Source organism: Isoptericola sediminis, from assembly GCF_013085345.1.
GTDB lineage: Bacteria > Actinomycetota > Actinomycetes > Actinomycetales > Cellulomonadaceae > Isoptericola > Isoptericola sediminis.
The window spans coordinates 280,748-294,227 of record NZ_JABFAJ010000003.1; the positions used below are offsets into that span (position 1 = coordinate 280,748).

Annotated in this window: 15 protein-coding genes; 3 read left to right on the forward strand and 12 right to left on the reverse strand. The window is 74.3% G+C overall.

The features are described 5' to 3' along the window. Window positions 1-101: 101 nt before the first annotated feature. The 4 genes from HLI28_RS15375 to clsA are packed head-to-tail and all read right to left on the reverse strand — an operon-like array spanning window position 102 to window position 3,173. The gene (locus tag HLI28_RS15375) at window positions 102-1,382 is read right to left on the reverse strand and encodes a DUF881 domain-containing protein (protein ID WP_246246261.1); all 1,281 of its coding nucleotides are present in this window, start codon (window positions 1,380-1,382) and stop codon (window positions 102-104) included. Then, window positions 1,379-1,711 carry a small basic family protein gene (locus HLI28_RS02035; RefSeq protein WP_171245815.1) on the reverse strand — a complete coding sequence of 111 codons (333 nt, stop codon included), beginning with the start codon at window positions 1,709-1,711 and terminating at the stop codon, window positions 1,379-1,381. Before HLI28_RS02035 ends, HLI28_RS15375 begins: the two co-directional genes overlap by 4 nt. After that, window positions 1,708-2,574: a DUF881 domain-containing protein gene (locus tag HLI28_RS02040; protein ID WP_171245816.1), complete on the reverse strand. Its 867-nt coding sequence runs from the start codon at window positions 2,572-2,574 to the stop codon at window positions 1,708-1,710. The genes HLI28_RS02035 and HLI28_RS02040 overlap by 4 nt, the downstream gene beginning before the upstream one ends. Further along, window positions 2,571-3,173, reverse strand: a complete 603-nt coding sequence (gene clsA, locus HLI28_RS02045; protein ID WP_343035586.1) for a cardiolipin synthase ClsA — start codon at window positions 3,171-3,173, stop codon at window positions 2,571-2,573. Before clsA ends, HLI28_RS02040 begins: the two co-directional genes overlap by 4 nt. 272 nt (window positions 3,174-3,445) lie before the next feature. Here clsA and HLI28_RS02050 point away from each other — a divergent pair, with 272 nt between their 5' ends. Next, window positions 3,446-5,257, forward strand: coding sequence for a DEAD/DEAH box helicase (locus HLI28_RS02050; protein ID WP_171245818.1), 1,812 nt, complete (start codon window positions 3,446-3,448; stop codon window positions 5,255-5,257). Between the two features lie 17 nt (window positions 5,258-5,274). On the opposite strand, the gene HLI28_RS02055 is transcribed toward HLI28_RS02050, so the two are convergent. The 4 genes from HLI28_RS02055 to rpe all read right to left on the reverse strand — a co-directional run bounded on the left by HLI28_RS02055 (window position 5,275) and on the right by rpe (window position 7,733). Beyond that, window positions 5,275-5,733: a PH domain-containing protein gene (locus HLI28_RS02055; RefSeq protein ID WP_171245819.1), complete on the reverse strand. Its 459-nt coding sequence runs from the start codon at window positions 5,731-5,733 to the stop codon at window positions 5,275-5,277. A gap of 3 nt (window positions 5,734-5,736) precedes the next feature. Then, window positions 5,737-6,585, reverse strand: coding sequence for an ATP phosphoribosyltransferase (gene hisG / locus HLI28_RS02060; RefSeq protein ID WP_171245820.1), 849 nt, complete (start codon window positions 6,583-6,585; stop codon window positions 5,737-5,739). Window positions 6,586-6,654: 69 nt separating this feature from the next. Next, window positions 6,655-6,918, reverse strand: a complete 264-nt coding sequence (locus tag HLI28_RS02065) for a phosphoribosyl-ATP diphosphatase (RefSeq protein WP_171245821.1) — start codon at window positions 6,916-6,918, stop codon at window positions 6,655-6,657. Window positions 6,919-7,070: 152 nt separating this feature from the next. Further along, the gene (gene rpe, locus HLI28_RS02070) at window positions 7,071-7,733 is read right to left on the reverse strand and encodes a ribulose-phosphate 3-epimerase (RefSeq protein ID WP_171245822.1); all 663 of its coding nucleotides are present in this window, start codon (window positions 7,731-7,733) and stop codon (window positions 7,071-7,073) included. A gap of 38 nt (window positions 7,734-7,771) precedes the next feature. Here rpe and HLI28_RS02075 point away from each other — a divergent pair, with 38 nt between their 5' ends. Further along, the gene (locus tag HLI28_RS02075) at window positions 7,772-8,320 is read left to right on the forward strand and encodes a GNAT family N-acetyltransferase (protein WP_171245823.1); all 549 of its coding nucleotides are present in this window, start codon (window positions 7,772-7,774) and stop codon (window positions 8,318-8,320) included. Window positions 8,321-8,324: 4 nt separating this feature from the next. Here HLI28_RS02075 and HLI28_RS02080 read toward each other — a convergent pair whose 3' ends face one another. The 4 genes from HLI28_RS02080 to fmt form a co-directional block, all read right to left on the reverse strand. Beyond that, complete coding sequence (locus tag HLI28_RS02080) at window positions 8,325-9,605, reverse strand: HipA domain-containing protein (protein ID WP_171245824.1); 1,281 nt, start codon at window positions 9,603-9,605, stop codon at window positions 8,325-8,327. Then, window positions 9,592-9,840 (reverse strand): helix-turn-helix domain-containing protein, encoded by a 249-nt coding sequence (locus HLI28_RS02085; protein ID WP_171245825.1) that lies wholly within the window; start codon window positions 9,838-9,840, stop codon window positions 9,592-9,594. Before HLI28_RS02085 ends, HLI28_RS02080 begins: the two co-directional genes overlap by 14 nt. A gap of 108 nt (window positions 9,841-9,948) precedes the next feature. Next, entirely contained in the window at window positions 9,949-11,475 is a 1,527-nt protein-coding gene (locus HLI28_RS02090; RefSeq protein ID WP_171245826.1) for an RsmB/NOP family class I SAM-dependent RNA methyltransferase, read from the reverse strand. After that, window positions 11,472-12,434, reverse strand: coding sequence for a methionyl-tRNA formyltransferase (gene fmt, locus HLI28_RS02095; RefSeq protein ID WP_171245827.1), 963 nt, complete (start codon window positions 12,432-12,434; stop codon window positions 11,472-11,474). The genes HLI28_RS02090 and fmt overlap by 4 nt, the downstream gene beginning before the upstream one ends. Window positions 12,435-12,610: 176 nt before the next feature. Here fmt and HLI28_RS02100 point away from each other — a divergent pair, with 176 nt between their 5' ends. Next, window positions 12,611-13,453: an RIO1 family regulatory kinase/ATPase domain-containing protein gene (locus tag HLI28_RS02100; RefSeq protein WP_171245828.1), complete on the forward strand. Its 843-nt coding sequence runs from the start codon at window positions 12,611-12,613 to the stop codon at window positions 13,451-13,453. Window positions 13,454-13,480 lie beyond the last annotated feature (27 nt).

Below are 13,480 nucleotides of genomic sequence, written 5' to 3' on the forward strand. Positions count from 1 at the left end.
CCTCCTGCTGAATCACGCGGGCGACGTGCGCCGTCGTCCGCTCAACCTACCTTCTCACCACCTGCGTCGGGAAGCAGCCTTCGTGAGGTTCCGACCGCGGTCTACTCCGCGGGGCGCCTCGGGGTGGCGTACTCGGGTTCGCTGGGCACGCGGACGGCGTCGATCAGGACCTCGTCCCGTTCCTCCGTGCGGGCGTCGGCCCCGTCGTTGCGCACCGCGGCGAGGGCGCCGCCGGGGATCTCCAGCGCGGGTGTCAGGGTGGCGGGGTCACCGATGACCTGCCAGCGGTACGGCGGCTCGATGAGCTGGTCGTCGACGATGATGCCGCTCGCGCCGTCCAGGAACCAGGTCGAGGTCACCAGGCGGACGTCGTTGACCGCGATGACCTCCGCCCCGGCGTTGCGCAGCTCCTCGAGCATGTTGAACATCTTCGAGGCCGCCAGCACCCGGTCGGGGTCGCTGATGACGATCTCCAGACCGGGCCCCACCGCGGGGAGCCGGCCGGACAGGATGCCCTCGGACGTCGCCCGCTCCTCCGCCAGCTCGAGCGCCGCCTGCGCCTGCCCGGAACCGGAGGCGAGCTCGTCCCGGGTCGCCGTCAGCTCGCGCACCTCGTCACCGAGCTGCTCGGAGCGCTGGGTCACCTCGTCCAGCAGACGCACCAGGTCGTCCTGGCGCGCCGAGGACAGCGGGTCCTGGGCGGACTGCTGCACCTGGACCACGAGCGCGAACCCGAGCGCGGCGAGCAGCAGCGCGACCAGCAGCTGCGAGCGGGTGCCCCGCGGGCGCAGCATCTGACCTAGTGCCCGCCAGCCGGTCGCCGGGGGCGGCTCGTGCGCACCGGTGCCCCTCGGGGCGGAGCCGGCCGGCTCGTCGTCGGCACGGCCGGGGAGGGCCTGGGCACCCGTCGGGGGGAACGGGCCGGCGGTCGCCGGCTCCGGCGTCCGGTGCGCGCCGTCGTCGGTCTCGCCCGTCCCCGGGGCGGGGTCCTCCTCGGCCGCGGCCGCCCCGTGGCCCGGCACCGGCTCGTCGCCGGTGTCGAGCTGCTCGACGGGGACCGACAGGTCCAGGGGGTCCGCCGCGACGCGCGGCCCGTGGCCGCTCGCGGACTCCCCGGAGGCGTCCGTGGGCAGGTCCGGGTGTGCCGGTTCCTCGAGCGGCGTGGGCTCGTCGAGGCCCTCGCCGAGCGGGGTCGCCTCCTCGAGCGGTGCCGTCTCCCCGACCGGCTCGTCGGGGTGCTCGGCGACCGGCGTCGGCTCGACGTCCCCGCCCCCCGGCGCGGGCGGCTCCGCGGCCGCGTCCGGCGGCGTCAGCGGTGCGGTGTCGTCCTCGCCCGGCGTCCGGTCCGGGGAGTCCGTGCGCTCGTCGTCGTTCATCCTCATGCCTTGAACAGGTGCCGGCGGATCGAGGCCGCGTTGGAGAAGATGCGGATGCCCAGCACGACCACCACGGCCGTCGACAGCTGCGAACCGACACCGAGCTGGTCGCCCAGGAACACGATGAACGCCGCGACCAGCACGTTGGACAGGAACGACACCACGAAGACCTTGTCGTCGAACAGCCCGTCCAGCTTCGCGCGCAGGCCACCGAACAACGCGTCCAGCGCCGCCACCACCGCGATGGGCAGGTACGGCTGCAGCGCCACGGGCACGGTCGGCTCCAGCAGCAGACCGGCGGCCACGCCGATCACGAGCCCGACGACGGCGATCATGGGTTCCCCTCCTGGTCTTCGTCCGGACTCACGTCCGCCTCCACCGGCTCCGCGTACCGCAACAGCTGGCTGCCCACCCCGGCGAGCTCCAACGAGTCGGCGGTCTCCAGCGAGGACCCGATGCCGTACTGCGACGACAGGAGCTGCGTGTACGCCGGCGCGTCGGTCCGAGCGTACGCGGTCTGCATCTCCTCCGGGTCACCGATCGCCTCGACCGCGTAGCTCGGCCCGGGCAGCGGCACGAGATCCACCATGATCGCCTGGCCGGCGTGCCGGATCGCCGACACCGACGTCAGCCGCTCCCCGCCGACGCTGATCGCCTCCGCGCCGGACGCCCACAGCGCGTTGACGACCCGCTGCAGGTCGATCGCCTGCACCGGCGCCGACGTCGCCGAACCGTCCTGGGCGGTCCCCACCGCGCCGTCGCTCAGGGTCACCACCAGTCCCGGCCCCGAGACCGCCACCGACCCGGTGGTCACCCCGTCCAGGCGCAGCCGGTCCACGAGCTCCGCGTCCTGAGCGGCCAACGTCTCCTCGTTCAGTGCGGTGATCTCCGCCGACAGCGCCGCCGAGCGCTCCCGCAGGTCCTCGGCGGTCGCCTGCCGCGCGAGGATCTCCTCCTGGAGCACCTCGCGCGCCGAGACACCCTCCACCGGCGCTCGTAGCTGCTGAGCGGCAGCGACCGTCATCAGCCCGAGCAGCACCGCCAGCAGCCCGAGCAGCGCCAGCGTGGACCGGTGCCTCCGCTCCCCCGCCGCACGGCGACGCGCCGCCTGGGCGTACCCCGCGTCCAGCGGGCTCTCCATCACCTCGACCAGGAGCGTCATCGACTCGTCCGGGCGCCGACCCGTCGCCACGTTCATGCCGCACCTTCCGTCTGCGCCTCACCACGGTCGTCGGTCACCAGCCGTCGCACGTGCCGCACGTACTGGAAGCCGGCCAGCCAGTACAGCCCGATGCCCCACCAGGCGAACGCCCAGCCGATCACGTGCGCCACCGCACCGACGCCGCCCGGCATCGCCGCCAGGAGCAGCAGCGGGAAGGCGTACAGCAGCGCGAACGTGCCGGCCTTGCCGACGAACGTGACCGGCACCGGACCGTACCCACGCCGGGCCAGCGGGCGCACCAGGAACGCGAGCATCACGTCGCGCGCCACGATGACCGCCAGCACCCACCACGGGATGACGCCGCGCCAGGTCAGGCCGATCAACGTCACGAGGATGAACAACCGGTCCGCCGCGGGGTCCAGCATCTGGCCCAGCTTGGTGACCTGGTTCAGCCGGCGCGCCAGGACGCCGTCCAGCCAGTCCGTCGCACCCGACGCGGCGAGAACCACCAGCGCCCACACGTCCTCGCCCACGACGATCAGGACGGCGAACACGGGCACCAGCGCCAGACGAAGCATGCTGACGACGTTCGGGACCGTCCAGACCGCCGAGTCGGCCTGCCCACCTGCCTGCACGTTCACCGCCTGCGTCCACCGGGCTGCTACCTCGCACATCCTACGCACCCGCGGCCCGTCCACGACGTAGTGGGCAAACTCACCGGGCCCCGCCCTCCCCCGGTGACCGCACGCCCCGTAGCATGGAGGCATTCCCTCGGAGTTCGTCGTCCTCCCGCGTGTTCAAGGGCCCCGCCACCAGCGGCGGGGCAGGTGTGTGTACGGGACAGAGCGACCGCCTCGCCGCCACGGCGACGCAGGACTCCCCCGCACCCGACGAATGGTCAAACCCCATGAGCACCCCTGACTCCACCCTGCCCACCGACGTGCAGCCCGCGTTCAGCGAGCTCGGCCTGCCCGACCCGCTCCAGCGCGCCGTCGACGACCTCGGCTTCACCACGCCCTCCCCCATCCAGGCCGAGGCCATCCCCGCCCTGCTGGCCGGACGGGACATCACCGGTGTCGCCCAGACCGGTACCGGCAAGACCGCCGCCTTCGGCCTGCCGCTGCTCGCCGCGCTCGACCCCGCGGCCGACGTCGCCCGGGGCCGCGTCCAGGCGCTCGTGCTCGCCCCCACCCGCGAGCTCGCCATGCAGGTCGCCGAGGCCGTCGAGTCCTTCGCCGCCCACCTGCCCGGCGTCCACGTCCTGCCCGTCTACGGCGGCGCCCCCTACCAGCCGCAGCAGCGCGCCCTGCGCGACGGCGTGCACGTCGTCGTCGGCACCCCCGGGCGCGTCATGGACCACATGGAGCGTTCCGCCCTCACCCTCGAGGACGTGAAGTTCCTCGTCCTCGACGAGGCCGACGAGATGCTGCGCATGGGCTTCGCGGAGGACGTCGAGAAGATCTTCGGCCAGGCGCCCGCCGAGCGGCAGGTGGCCCTGTTCTCCGCCACCATGCCGGCCGCGATCCGCCACGTCGCCGACACCCACATGACCGACCCGGTGCAGATCGCCGTCAGCCGGCAGTCCAGCACCGTCACCACCGTCGAGCAGACCTACGCCGTTGTGCCCTTCCGGCACAAGGTCGGCTCGCTGGTCCGCGTCCTGGCCACCTCCGACGCCGACGCCACCATCGTCTTCACACGCACCCGCGCCGCCGCCGAGGAGGTCGGCGTCGCCCTCGTCGAGCGCGGCGTGTCCGCCGCCACCATCTCCGGCGACGTCGCCCAGAAGGAGCGCGAGAAGATCGTCGAGCGCCTGCGCAACGGCTCCCTCGACGTGCTCGTCGCCACCGACGTCGCCGCCCGCGGCCTGGACGTCGACCGCATCGGACTCGTCGTCAACTTCGACCTGCCCCGCGAGGCCGAGGCCTACGTGCACCGCATCGGCCGCACCGGTCGCGCCGGCCGCACCGGCAAGGCCCTGTCCTTCGTCACCCCCCACGAGCGCGGCAAGCTCAAGCACATCGAGCGCACCATCCGCACCAGGCTCACCGAGGCCGAGATCCCCTCGCCCCGCGACGTCTCCGCCCACCGGGCCGGCACCATCCTGTCCACCGTGCCCACCCGGCTCGAGGCCGGCCGCCTCGACCTGTACACCGAGCTGCTCACCCAGCACCTCACCCCCGGCGAGGACGGCACCACTCCCGACCCCACCCAGGTCGCCGCAGCCCTGCTGGCGCTCGCGGTGGGAGACGACGGGCCGCAGCACCTGGCCGCTCAGGCCGAGCACGAGAAGGAGCGCGCCGAGGTCCGCGGCGGACGCACGCGGGAGACGAAGCGTGCCGAGCGGTCGGACCGTGACGGCGACCGCACGCACCGCCACCCCCGGGCCGACCGTCGTGAGGACCGGCCCCGCGGCATCCGGCGCCCCGCCGAGGGCACCCGGTACCGGGTCGCGGTCGGCCACGCGCACGGCGCCCAGCCCCGCGGCATCGTCGGGGCGCTGACCAACGAGGGCGGTCTGCGCGGCGCGGACATCGGCAAGATCGACATCTTCGGCAGCTTCTCGCTCGTCGACATCACCAAGCCGCTCGACGACGCGGCGATGAACAAGATCGGCCGGGCCAACGTCGCCGGCCGCCAGCTGCGCATCGCCCCGGACAAGGGCGCACCGCAGGGTCGTGCCCCGCGCAGCGAGCGGCGCCCCGCCCACACCGCCTGAGCACGGGGCGCCCGGCGTCAGTCGACGTCGGGCGCCTCGCCCAGGCGCTGCACGAGAGACTGCAGCCGACGCGCCTCGGCCATTCCCCGCTCGCCGTCGGCGCGCTGGATCGCCATGACGGCGAGGGTGCCGCCGTCGGCCAGGTCGAGCACCACCCAGGAGTCGTTCGTCGTCATCCGCACCGCGACGATCTCGGGCCAGGTGACCCGTCGGGTCCGCACGACGTTGCGCACCGTGAGGCCGTCGTCGTCCGGACGGGCGTGCACGCCTCCCAGGCGCCACAGCAGCCACACGACGAACGCGGCGAAGACGACGAAGGACAGCCTGGTCCCGTCGCCCAGCAGCACGCCCGTGGGGGCGAAGAGCCCGACGAGCAGGCTCCCGCCCGCCGCGACGGCACCGGTCACCACGACCGCCACCCTCGCCCAGAGCGGGCGGAACGTGCGGAACTCCCGACCGGTGCTGTCGTCGACCATCGTCTAGAGGCGGCAGGCGTGGATGGACGTGACGAGGATGCCGCGTGCCCCCACCTCGTAGAGCACGTCCATGACGCGGTTGGTGTCCGCCCGGCGCACCATCGACCGCACGGCGGCCGACTGGCCGTTGTGCAGCGGGGACACCGTGGGCGACTCGAAGCCCGGGGTCACCGCCACCGCGGCGTCGAGGAGCTCCATCGGCACGTCGTAGTCCAGCAGGACGTACTCCCGGGCGGTGATCACGCCCTGGAGGCGTCGTGTGAGGACGTCGAGCCCGGCGGGCTCCGGTGCGTCGGCGTGGCGGATCATCACGGCCTCGGACCGCAGGATCGGCTCGCCGAACACCTCCATGCCGGCGGCGCGCAGCGTCGTCCCGGTCTCGACGACGTCGGCGATGACGTCCGCGACGCCAAGCCGGACCGAGCTCTCCACCGCACCGTCGAGGTGCACGATCGCCGAGGGCTCGACACCCTTGCGTGCCAGGTGGTCGGCGACCAACCGGGTGTAGGACGAGGCGACGCGCTTGCCGGCGATGTCATCCACCTGCGTGATGGTCCCGGCCGGTGCGGCGTAGCGGAACGTCGACCCCGCGAAGCCGAGCGGAAGGTGCTCGACCGCCGCGGCGCCCGAGTCGAGCAGCAGGTCGCGGCCGGTGATACCGACGTCGACGGTGCCGGCGCCGACGTAGACGGCCACGTCCCGCGGGCGCAGGAAGAAGAACTCGACGTCGTTGTCGGCGTCGGTGAGCACGAGCTCACGGCCGTCGCGACGCTGGCGGTACCCGGCCTCGCGCAGCATGTCGGTGGCGGGTGTGGACAGTGACCCCTTGTTGGGGACGGCGATGCGGAGCAACGGGTTACCTCGTTCTGGTCTGGATCGGTGGAGACGTCGGAGCGCGCCGGGCCGGGAACGACCGAGCGCTCAGAGATGGTCGTAGACGTCCTCCAGCGTGAGCCCCTTGGCCAGCATCAGGACCTGCAGGTGGTAGAGCAGCTGGGAGATCTCCTCGGCGGCCGCCTCGTCCGACTCGTGCTCGGCGGCCATCCACACCTCGGCGGCCTCCTCCACGATCTTCTTGCCGATCGCATGGACGCCGGCGTCCAGCTGCGCGACGGTCCCCGACCCGGCGGGACGGGACTCGGCCTTGGCGGACAGCTCGGCGAACAGGGAGTCGAAGGTCTTCACGACCCCCAGCGTAGACGGAGACCCTCGCGTCCCTGCTGCTGGGGTCCGTGGTGCGGACGTCTGTCTCGTCACCCTTTGGTGCTTGGCACACTATTTTTGTCGGGAGCCGAAGGGCGGCACGTTCGTCGTGCGCGGCCCCGGCTCCGTGCCGCTCAGTGCACGTGGCGCTCGGCCATCGCCCGCAGGGTCTCGATCTCCCCCGGGACGTCCTCGGCGCCGTACACCGCGGAGCCCGCCACGAAGACGTTCGCCCCCGCCTCGGCCGCCCGCTCGATCGTGTCGCGGGACACTCCCCCGTCGACCTGGATGTGGACGTCGAGGTCCTGCTCGCTGATCGCGCGCCGCGCGCGGCGGATCTTGGGCAGCGTGCCCTCGATGAAGGACTGGCCGCCGAAGCCCGGTTCGACCGTCATGACGAGGATCATGTCCACCTCGGCGAGCAGGTCGAGGTACGGCTCCACCGGCGTCGCGGGGCGCAGCGCCACCCCGGCGCGGGCACCCAGGCGTCGCAGCTCGCGCGCCAGCCGCACCGGGGCCTGCGCCGCCTCCGCGTGGAAGGTGACCGACGCCGCGCCGGCCTCGGCGTAGGCGGGCGCCCACCGGTCCGGGTCCGCGATCATCAGGTGGCCGTCGACAGGTACCGGCGAGACCTGCACCAGCCGCTCGAACACCGGCAGGCCCAGCGTCAGGTTCGGCACGAAGTGGTAGTCCATGACGTCGACGTGGGCGGCGTCCGCCGTCGCGATGGCGTGCAGGTCACGCTCGAGGTTGGCGAAGTCGGCGGACAGGATGCTCGGGTTGATCAGTGCAGGCATGGCCTCAGCCTAGGACGCGGTCGGTCTAGGCTCGCCCCGTGGCACCACTCCCCTCCCCCGGCGACGGACCGCCCGGTGCGGCGGAGCGTCCCCGGATCCGGCGCGCCGTCCCGGCGGACCTCCCGGCGGTCGCCGCGATCTTCGCGCCGTACGTGACCGGTACGGCGGTCACCTTCGCGGAGGATCCGCCGAGCGCCGCCGACTGGTCCGACCAGCTGGAGGACGCGGACGCGGGCGGGCTCCCCTTCCTCGTCGCCGAGCTCGACGGCGAGGTCGTCGGGTACGCCTGCGTGACACCCTGGCGTCCGCGGGCGGCCTACCGCCACACCGTCGAGGACACGATCTACCTGGCGCCGACCGCGCAGGGCCGCGGCGTGGGGACCCGCCTGCTGTCGGCGCTGCTGGACGCCTGCACGGTGGCCGGCATCCGCCAGGTGGTCGCGGTCGTCGCCGACGACCCGGCGGGTGCCGGGTCGGTGCCCCTGCACCGTCGCCTCGGGTTCGAGGTCGTCGGGGTGCTGCGCGACGTCGGACGCAAGCACGGACGCGACGTCAGCACGATGCTCATGCAGCGCACGCTGCACTGACCGGTCAGCGCAGGTCGGCGCGCAGACGGTCGGTGCAGGCCTCGACCGTCCGCCAGGCGTCCGCCCCGACCCCCGGGTGGACGTCACGGTCGATCTCTCCCAGGGCGGTGCGCAGCGCGTCGAGCGTCGTGCCGACGACCCGGGCGGCACGACGCCGCGGCAGCCCCCACGCGACACCCTCGTCCACGAGGTCGGTCCCGGTGATCGCATCCATGTCCCGCGTGCCCGCCACGTCCATGGCGAAGACGCGGGAGGCGTGCCCGTGGTGCAGGTGCATGGAGATGTCGTACGCCGGAGCCAGCGACACCGTCCCGTCCGCCCGGCGCAGCATCGAGATGTTCTTGGCGTGGGCGTCGGTGTTGCCGAGGGCCAGGTTGAGCGTCGTCAGCGCCAGGAGGCGGTCCGGGCGGGAGCCGTCGTCGCGCAGCACCTGGGCGATCGCCCGCAGCGACGGGATGGTCCGTCCGTGCTGGAACTTGCGCTCCGGGTCGCGGGTGTTGATGCCCAGCGCCTGGGCGGCGTCCTCCTGGTGGATCCGTCGCAGCCCGCCCGGCGCCTCGGCGTCGGGGACGCGGTCGTACCGGGACACGACGAGGCAGCGCACGTCCTCGAAGGTCTCCACGTGCGCCTGGATCGTGGTGAGGCCGATGCGTCGTGCGAGCTCGATCGCCGCCGCCTCGGTGTCGACGAGGTCCGCGGTCGGCGAGTCCGCGGCGCGCGCAACCTTGAGGATGTGGGTGGTCGGCTGGTCGCGGGGTGCCCGGATCCAGGTCCCACCCTCGCGCACGAGCCCGAGCTTCGGTTCCATGCCGGGGAGCGAGCTGGTCAGGTGTTCGCTCCTTCCCCGACCGCCGGCCCTCGCGAGGGCCTCGCGCAGGAGCTCCGCCACGCCGGCCGCGTCGAGCGGGAACGGATCACCACCTTCGCCACCCGGGGTCCGGCCCGACGCCACGAACTGGAGCGCACCGACCGTGTCCCCGCCGTACGCGGCGAAGAAGGCCACCGGGTCCTCCGGGTCGACACCGGCCTCCATCGCCATGTTGTCGCGGACGCGCCCCTCGGGCATGAGCCCGTCGAGCCAAGCCGTCACGCGGGCAGGGTGCGGGCGCGCTCCCTCGTCGATGGGCAGCAGGTGGGAGAGGATGCGTGATCCCCACCCCCATCGAGCGGACGCCGACGCATCCCATTCCAGCTCGGCACGGGGACCGCCGCGCAGCGTCGGGCTGCTGCTGAAGCGCGCCAGCCTGCTGCCGTAGAGCCAGACGTCGATCTCAGTCGCGACCACGGGTGCTCCGCGCGACGAGCCGGACGTCGATGCCGAGCTCGTCGAACATCTCGAAGAGCCGCGTGATGTAGAGGTTGCCCACGCCCGACTCCACCTCCGACACGTACTGCCGCGTCAGCCCCAGCTCGTCCGCGAGCGCCGCCTGGCTGAGGTGTCGTTCGCGGCGGGTCGCCTGCACGAAGCGACCGATGTCTCGTGCGCTGCGGGCTTGCGTCCATCGGGGCTCGTCGACCATGGCGCCTGCTCCTGTCAGGATATTCGAACAGCACGGGTAGGCGTCAGGTTATCCTGACCAGCCTCGGGGGTGCAAGGTTTTCCCGACGCCGGAGCGCGGCGAGCCGGCTCAGCCCCGCCGCAGCAGCGTCAGGTGCATCGCGTCCGTGCCGTGCACGTGCGGCCACAGCTGGACGTCGAGGCCGCCCGCGCCGCCGTCGTCGGGCCCGAGGTCGATCTGCGCCCCCGGGACGAGCACGTCACGCACGGCGGCGCGGGCGTCCAGACGGGTGACGTCGTCGCGGCGGCGCAGCACGTCGTCGACCACGAGCCGCGTCTCGGCCAGGTGGGGCGAGCAGGTCACGTAGGCGACCACTCCCCCGGGCCGGACGGCGTCGAGGGCGGAGTGAAGCAGCTCGCCCTGCAGCCGGGTGAGCACCCCGAGGTCAGCGGGCGTGCGGCGCCAGCGGGACTCGGGGCGGCGACGCAGCGCCCCCAGGCCAGTACAGGGGGCGTCGACCAGCACGCGGTCGTAGGCGCCCGGCTCCTCGGTGCCGAGCTCGCGCCCGTCCCCGGTCCGCACCTGCTCCACGACTCCGTCGGGCACGGCCCGCAGCCCCTGGCGCACGAGCCGGGCCCGGTGCGGCTGCAGCTCGTTGGCGACCAGGCGGGCGTCGCGCCGCGCGGCCAGTGCCGCCAGCAGCGCAGCCTTGCCCCCGGGGCCGGCGCACAGGTCGAGCCAGCGCGCGTCGCGCCCGTCCAGCGGTGCGGCGGCCAGGGCGAGGGTGACGAGCTGGCTGCCCTCGTCCTGGACGCCGGCCCGTCCGTCGGCCACGGCCGGCAGGTCGGCGGGGTCGGTGCCGGCGACGAGCACCCGGGCGGTCGGCGCCCAGCGGCCGGCCTCCACGTGCACGTCGTCCCCGGCGCCGTCGGTCAGGGCGTCCGCGTCCACGAGCCCGGGCCGGGCGACGAGGGTTACCCGCGGGGGCGTGTTGTCCGCGTCGAGCAGGTCGGCCGTCTCGCCGACGTCGCGCCCGGCCCCGTGCAGGGCCTCGCGCAGGGCGCGGGTGACCCACACCGGGTGCGAGCCGACCTGCGCCAGGGCGGTGACGGCGTCGGGGGCGTCGGCGCGCAGCTCGTCGAGCCACTCGTCCAGCGGGCGGCGCCCCACGGCACGCAGCACGGCGTTGACCATCTGGGCGGGTCCGGCGCCGACCCGGTCGCGGCACAGGGCGACCGTCTCGGAGACCGCGGCGTGGGCGGGCACCCGCATGCCGAGCAGCTGGTGGGCGCCCAGGCGCAGCACGTCGAGCACCTCGGGGTCGAGGCGGTCCAGCGGGCGGCTGACGCACCGGGCCAGGATCGCGTCGTAGCGCCCGCGCAGGCGCAGGGTGCCGTAGGCGAGCTCGGTGGCGAACCCGGCGTCGCGCCCGCTCAGGCCGCGCTCGCGCAGCAGCGGGGGCAGCACGAGGTTGGCGTACGCGTCGGAGGTGTCGACCTCGCGCAGCACGTCGTAGGCGGCGGTGCGCGCCGGGTCGGTGCGTCGGCGGCGCTCGGAGGGCGCCTGGGCGCTGCGGTGCCCCTGCCCGCGGGAGCGGGCGGCCCCCCGCTGCCGTCCCCGGGGGTTGCGGCGCTCGTCACGACGGTCCTCGCTCATCGGGCACCTCCCAGCGGGGCGCCGGACTCGGCGACGGCCCGTCCTGCACCACGCGCCCAGTCGGCCGCGGCCATGGGCTTCTTGCCCACGGGCCGCACCTCGCCCAGCTCGACGGCATGGGTGGCGGTGCCCACCAGCACCTCGGACTTGCCGGCCCGCACCTGGCCGGGGGCGAGGTCGACCACGTCGGGTCGCGGGCGCACCGGACCCAGGCCGAGCCGGGCACCGGGCGTGCCCTCCTCGGACGCGGGCAGCGTCGTCCACGCCCCCGGCGCGGGGGTGACCGCCCGCACGCGCCGGTCGACCGCGAGCGCCGGGTCGTCCCAGCGCACCAGGGCGTCCTCAGCGGTGATCTTGGGGGCGTAGGAGGCGCCGTCGGGGCTCTGCGGCTGCGGGGACAGGGTGCCGGCCTCCAGGGCGTCCAGGGTGGCCACGAGCAGCCCCGCGCCGGAGGTGGCCAGACGCCCGAGCAGGTCGCCGGAGGTGTCGCGGGGCCGGATCGTCTCGGTGGAGGTGCCCAGCACCGGGCCGGTGTCCATGCCGTCGTCGAGCAGGAACGTCGTGGCGCCGGTGACGTCGTCGCCGGCCAGCACCGCGTGCTGGACGGGGGCGGCGCCGCGCCAGGCGGGCAGCACGGAGAAGTGCAGGTTGACCCAGCCCAGCCGGGGCACGGCGAGCACGTCGGGGCGCAGCAGGTGGCCGTAGGCGACCACGGGGGCGGCGTCCACCTCGAGGGCGCGCAGCCGGGCCACGAACTCCTCCCCGCGCGGGACGTCGGTGATGACCTCGAGGCCGGCCTCCTCCGCGGCGACACGCACGGGGCTGGGCACCAGCCGGCGACCGCGGCCGGCGCGGGCGTCGGCGCGGGTCAGCACGGCGACGACCTCGTGGTCGGAGTCGATCAGCGCCCGCAGGGCGGGCACGGCGGGTTCGGGGGTTCCGGCAAACAGCAGACGCACCGTGCAAGTCTAGGCCGCGGAAAATCCCGTGCGTCCCCCGCGCCGGCGGGCCCAGACTGGCACCGCAGGCGCCACAGCACGCACCCGCGACCTGCGCGGGCCGACACGGAAGGAGGCCGAGCGATGACCCTGACCCACCGGACCGTTCGTGCCCTCACCACCCGAAGGATCCTTCCGTGCCCCCGAACCTCTCCCTCTCCCTGACCACCGCCGACCACGACGGCCCCGGCCCGGACCAGCGCTGGTCGACCTGGCCGAGTGTCGCCAAGGGTCAGCGCGGCCCGGCACCGCGACCCGACTGGGTCGTCACCGCGGCCGCCGCCCTGGACACCGAGCTCGGCGTCCTCAAGACCGGCAAGGAGGCCGACGTCTTCCTCGTCGAACGTGCCGTGCCCGACGACCCCGGCCAGGCCTCGCTCCTGGCCGCCAAGCGGTACCGCACCCCCGAGCACCGCCAGTTCCACCGCGACAGCACCTACACCGACGGACGCCGCGTGCGCCGCACGCGCGACCAGCGCGCCGTCGAGGACCGTCGCTCGGCGTGGGGGCGCGCCGTGCGCGCGACCCAGTGGGCCGACGCCGAGTTCACCACGCTGGGCACGCTGTGGGACGCGGGGGCGGCCGTGCCCTACCCGGTGCAGGTCGACGGCACCGAGGTGCTCATGGAGTTCGTCGGCACGGTCGACGACGACGGCACGGCGGTCGCGGCGCCACGGCTGGACCGCAGCCGGCCGGCCCCGGACGAGCTCGCCGACTGGTTCGAGCAGCTGCTGGCCACGATGAGCGTGCTGGCCCGGCTCGGCTGGGCGCACGGGGACCTGTCGCCGTACAACGTGCTGGTCGACGCCGGGCGCATCGTCGTCATCGACGTGCCCCAGGTCGTGGACCTCGTGGCCAACCCCGCGGGCCCCGAGCTGCTGCACCGCGACTGCCGCACGGTCTGCCGCTGGTTCGCCGCGCGCGGGCTCGCGGTGGACGCCGACGAGGTGTTCGCCGACCTGCTGGCGCAGGCCTGGTGACGGCACCGGGCGCCGGTGCGCTGCGAG

Coding starts and splice junctions, on each gene's coding strand:
- HLI28_RS15375 (WP_246246261.1), bottom strand. CDS start 1,382: ATGAGGATGAACGACGACGAGCGCACGGACTCCCCGGACCGGACGCCG.
- HLI28_RS02035 (WP_171245815.1), bottom strand. CDS start 1,711: ATGATCGCCGTCGTCGGGCTCGTGATCGGCGTGGCCGCCGGTCTGCTG.
- HLI28_RS02040 (WP_171245816.1), bottom strand. CDS start 2,574: ATGAACGTGGCGACGGGTCGGCGCCCGGACGAGTCGATGACGCTCCTG.
- HLI28_RS02050 (WP_171245818.1), top strand. CDS start 3,446: ATGAGCACCCCTGACTCCACCCTGCCCACCGACGTGCAGCCCGCGTTC.
- HLI28_RS02055 (WP_171245819.1), bottom strand. CDS start 5,733: ATGGTCGACGACAGCACCGGTCGGGAGTTCCGCACGTTCCGCCCGCTC.
- rpe (WP_171245822.1), bottom strand. CDS start 7,733: ATGCCTGCACTGATCAACCCGAGCATCCTGTCCGCCGACTTCGCCAAC.
- HLI28_RS02085 (WP_171245825.1), bottom strand. CDS start 9,840: ATGGTCGACGAGCCCCGATGGACGCAAGCCCGCAGCGCACGAGACATC.
- HLI28_RS02090 (WP_171245826.1), bottom strand. CDS start 11,475: ATGAGCGAGGACCGTCGTGACGAGCGCCGCAACCCCCGGGGACGGCAG.